The sequence below is a fragment of the Pedobacter sp. 01N416 genome, from assembly GCF_056399685.1.
The window spans coordinates 1-4,096 of sequence record NZ_JBFTRT010000470.1; the positions used below are offsets into that span (position 1 = coordinate 1).

Here is a 4,096-nt window from a genome sequence, read left to right on the forward strand (position 1 = left end):
CCAATATACACCATTGCCAAAATAGCCGAAATTTTAAATGCCGATGCCAAATTAGTTGATGAACAGGTAATTATTCAATATCTGGTGGTCGATAGCCGTTCGGTTTTGGTTCCGGAAAATTCTGTGTTTTTTGCCCTGTCTTCGCACCGTAATGGACATGAATTTATTAGAGATGCTTATGCAAAGGAAATCAGGAATTTTGTAATTACCGAGGCGAAATACATTAACGAGTACCCCGACTGCAATTTTTTATTGGTAGACGATGCTTTGGCGTCGCTACAAAAACTTGCTATCGAACACCGGAATCAATTTGATCTAAAAACCATCGGTATTACGGGGAGTAATGGAAAAACAATTGTTAAAGAATGGTTGTATCAGCTCCTGGCTGCCGATTTTAATATCGTTAAAAGTCCTAAGAGTTATAATTCACAGATCGGGGTGCCGCTTTCCATATGGCAGATTGAGGCCGATCATACGCTGGGTATTTTTGAAGCTGGTATTTCCGCAGTTAACGAGATGCAATACTTGGCAGAAATTATCCAGCCCGAAATTGGAATCTTAACTAATATCGGCGAAGCACATGCCGAAGGATTCGGTTCAAAAAAAGAAAAACTAACAGAGAAATTAAAACTCTTTGCAGCATCAGAACTGTTTATTTATTCGCCTGAATATATAAGCGAAATAAGCGTAAAAGAACTGCCTGGTAAAAAACAGTTTAGCTGGAGCAGCAAACAAGCGGCAGATCTTCAGGTTATTGCGGTTGAACCCATCGAAGGCAACTGCTACCTGAGGGCCATTTATCAAAATAGGGAAATTGAATGCATTTTGCCTTTTAAAGATAAAGCTTCGATAGAAAATGGAATGATCTGCTGGGCAACCTTACTGGCTTTAGGCTATACGCCAGAGCAGGCTGATTTACGTTTGGAAAAATTGAGTCATGTGAGCATGCGTTTAGAGCTGAAAAATGGGATTAACCAATGTTCCATTATCGACGATTCTTACAGTGCCGATATTTCTTCGTTGGCCATTGCCCTGGATTTTTTAAATCAACAGAATCAGCACGCAAAGAAAACCGTTATTCTTTCCGAATTATTTGAAACGGGGAGAGCGGATTTGGATTTATATAGGGAGATTTCAGAACTGCTTTTACAGAAGAAGGTAAACCGCCTGATTGGAATTGGGACTCATATTTCTAAATATGCTGATCTTTTTAAGTTTGAGACGCAGTTTTTCGACGACACCAATGCCTTTATCGATGCTTTTCCTGGTTTACAGTTTAACCATGAAACGATATTGGTAAAAGGGGCCAGACGGTTCGAATTTGGTCGGATCAGTAAACTCCTTACCCAGAAAATACACGATACGGTTTTAGAAATCGATTTGAATGCCATGGTTGGTAATCTGCAATTTTACAGATCTAAAATCAAACCAGGTGTTAAAATGATGGCTATGGTTAAGGCCTTTTCTTACGGAAGCGGAAGTTTTGAAATTGCCAATTTATTGCAGTTCCATAAGGTAGATTATCTGGCGGTAGCTTATACCGATGAAGGTATCGCTTTGCGGAAAGCGGGAATCACGCTGCCGATTATGGTGATGAGTCCTGAAGAATCGGCTTTCGAAGCCATCATTAAACACAAGCTTGAACCCGAAATTTACAGTATAGAAATTCTGAATAGTTTTTTAAATGCATTGTCTGATTATGATTTCGATTACCCCATCCACATTAAAATAGATAGTGGCATGCACCGTTTGGGCTTTGATCAGTCAGAAATCGATCCATTGTCCAATCTGCTTAAAGACTCGGCGAGGGTAAAGGTTCAAAGTATTTTTTCTCACCTGGTGGCAAGCGATGCAGCAGAGCATGATGGATTTACGCAACAGCAGATCGCACGGTTTAAAATTATCGCCAACCAGTTGGTCGAAGTTTTAGGCTACGAGCCATTGCTTCATATATCCAATACTTCGGGCATTTCGCGTTGGCCAGAAGGGCAAATGGACATGGTCCGTTTGGGCATAGGCCTGTATGGTTTCGACGCTGCATTGCTGAATAACCGGGGTTTGCAAACCGTAATGGTGCTTAAAACTACGGTTACCCAAGTGAAGACATTGGCTCCGGGTGAAACTGTAGGCTATAGCAGGAGGGGAATAATGCCAAATGGTGGAAAAATAGCGACAGTAAAAATAGGCTATGCCGACGGCTATACCAGGTATTTTGGCAATGGAGTGGGTAAAATGCTTATAAATGGCCACTTGGTACCAACAATTGGTTCAATCTGCATGGACATGACCATGTTGGATATCACAGGCATTGATGTGAAGCCTGGTGATGAAGCTATTGTTTTTAATAAGGAGCACACCATTATGCAACTGGCCGAAGATATCGGCACCATTCCTTATGAAATTCTGACCAATATCTCGCAAAGGGTTAAACGTGTTTATTTTTATGAATAGTTTTTAGTTCATTGGTTCAGTGTTCATTAGTGTAGCATATTGCGTATTGGTTCAGTGTTCATTGGTCATTTGTATAGCGTATTGGTTCATTTGTTCAGTGGTTCATTGGTCATTAGTATAGCGTATTGCCTATTGCCTATTGGTTCATTGGTATAGAGCAGATTGTTTAGTAGGCTCTTGGTACAAATGAACCAATGACAAATGAACCATTGAACATGTCACGAATGAACTAAAAAAAATGTTATTTTTGCGCCATGAATAAAGTCGGGAAAGCTATTTTAAACTATTTGATTAAAGGTTTATTAATTGTTGTGCCCATTGCCGTAAGTATTTTTATTGTGGTTTGGGCAGTTACAACTGTAGATAGCTGGTTAAATGTAAACAATATTTTAGGCGTAAATCCAAGTACAGGCGAAAGCCGGAACATCCCTGGTTTAGGTTTGCTGACGGTTTTAGCCCTCATTTTGCTGGCCGGTATCTTTGTAACCAATTTGGTAACCGAGCCCATGTACAATTGGTTTCAGCGGATTATGCAGCGGTTACCCTTACTTAATTTTATCTATTCATCCATAAAAGATTTAACAGAAGCTTTTGTAGGTGATGAGAAGAAATTTAACCATCCGGTGCTGGTAGAAGTGGAGGGAGGCCTAAAAAAGATTGGATTTTTAACGCAGAACGATCTGCATAAACTCAATTTGCCCGAAGAAGTAGCCGTATATTTTCCACTTTCTTATTCTTTTGCAGGTCAGCTTTGTATTGTAAGAAGAGATAAAGTGACTGATTTGCATATGACAGCAGCTGATGCCATGAAACTGGTGGTTAGCGGTGGTGTAAGCGGACTTTAAACATTTCTAAATGATTACGATTTATCACAATAACAGATGCACTAAAAGCCGTTGTGCTTTAGTGGAATTAGAAAATAGTGGAAAGGCTTTCGAGGTGGTTTATTATCTGGAAACTCCACCAAACAAATCCGAACTACAATCTATTATTCAAAAACTGGGTATTAAACCATTGGAATTGATCCGGAAAGGTGAAAAGGTTTTTACTGAAAACTATAAAGGAAAAATCTTGACTGATGAAGAATGGATTGATGCCATGGTTGTACATCCTATTTTAATTGAAAGACCGATTATCATCTCAGGAGATAAAGCTGTAATTGCCAGACCAACCGAAAAGATAAAAGAGATTTTGGGTTAACTTAAAATCGAGTTATCGTCATGCTGAACTTGTTTCAGCATCTAAAATAGTTCTTTCTAATGTGGCACGTCACCCTGAATTTATTTCAGGGTCTATATGAAGGATAGATGCTGAAATAAATTCAGCATGACGATCGTATTTGGAAATGTACTTCGAAGTACAATCTGCAGAATCTAAAAAATATTCTTGAAACTAAACAGAAAGAATACTACAATGATAAAGCCAACAAGAAGCCTCGAATAGTATTCCCTGATAAAAAGCCCGCATAAAATCAGTTTATCGTCGTCTACATTGGTATGTAACATGCCATTTCCGCTTGAAGCATTGAATAAAATCTGTTTATCCTGATGGTCGTTTAACGACCACCGGCTTAACCAGCTGTTTTGAAAGCTCCAGTCAAAAGCATCGCCAGAGGCAAATACAATTTTTGCTTTAAAACGAAGCC

4 protein-coding genes are annotated in these 4,096 nt (G+C 39.3%); 3 read left to right on the top strand and 1 reads right to left on the bottom strand.

Translation table 11 applies throughout. From position 1 onward, the window contains the following. The first annotated feature begins 3 nt into the window (after positions 1 to 3). The 3 genes from AC1DND_RS21645 to arsC all read left to right on the top strand — a co-directional run bounded on the left by AC1DND_RS21645 (position 4) and on the right by arsC (position 3,651). Complete coding sequence (locus AC1DND_RS21645; protein WP_477584693.1) at positions 4 to 2,451, top strand: bifunctional UDP-N-acetylmuramoyl-tripeptide:D-alanyl-D-alanine ligase/alanine racemase; 2,448 nt, start codon at positions 4 to 6, stop codon at positions 2,449 to 2,451. A 254-nt stretch (positions 2,452 to 2,705) separates the two neighbouring features. Further along, positions 2,706 to 3,296, top strand: a complete 591-nt coding sequence (locus AC1DND_RS21650; RefSeq protein ID WP_057935154.1) for a DUF502 domain-containing protein — start codon at positions 2,706 to 2,708, stop codon at positions 3,294 to 3,296. A 10-nt stretch (positions 3,297 to 3,306) separates the two neighbouring features. Next, positions 3,307 to 3,651 carry an arsenate reductase (glutaredoxin) gene (gene arsC / locus AC1DND_RS21655; protein ID WP_477584691.1) on the top strand — a complete coding sequence of 115 codons (345 nt, stop codon included), beginning with the start codon at positions 3,307 to 3,309 and terminating at the stop codon, positions 3,649 to 3,651. 173 nt (positions 3,652 to 3,824) lie between these two features. Here arsC and AC1DND_RS21660 read toward each other — a convergent pair. Then, positions 3,825 to 4,096, bottom strand: a 272-nt coding sequence (locus tag AC1DND_RS21660) for a hypothetical protein (RefSeq protein ID WP_477584692.1), incomplete at its 5' end; no start/stop codon positions are given.

Bases quoted from the DNA above. Each gene is read 5' to 3' on its own strand.
- AC1DND_RS21650 (WP_057935154.1), top strand. From the start codon at position 2,706: ATGAATAAAGTCGGGAAAGCTATTTTAAACTATTTGATTAAAGGTTTA.
- arsC (WP_477584691.1), top strand. From the start codon at position 3,307: ATGATTACGATTTATCACAATAACAGATGCACTAAAAGCCGTTGTGCT.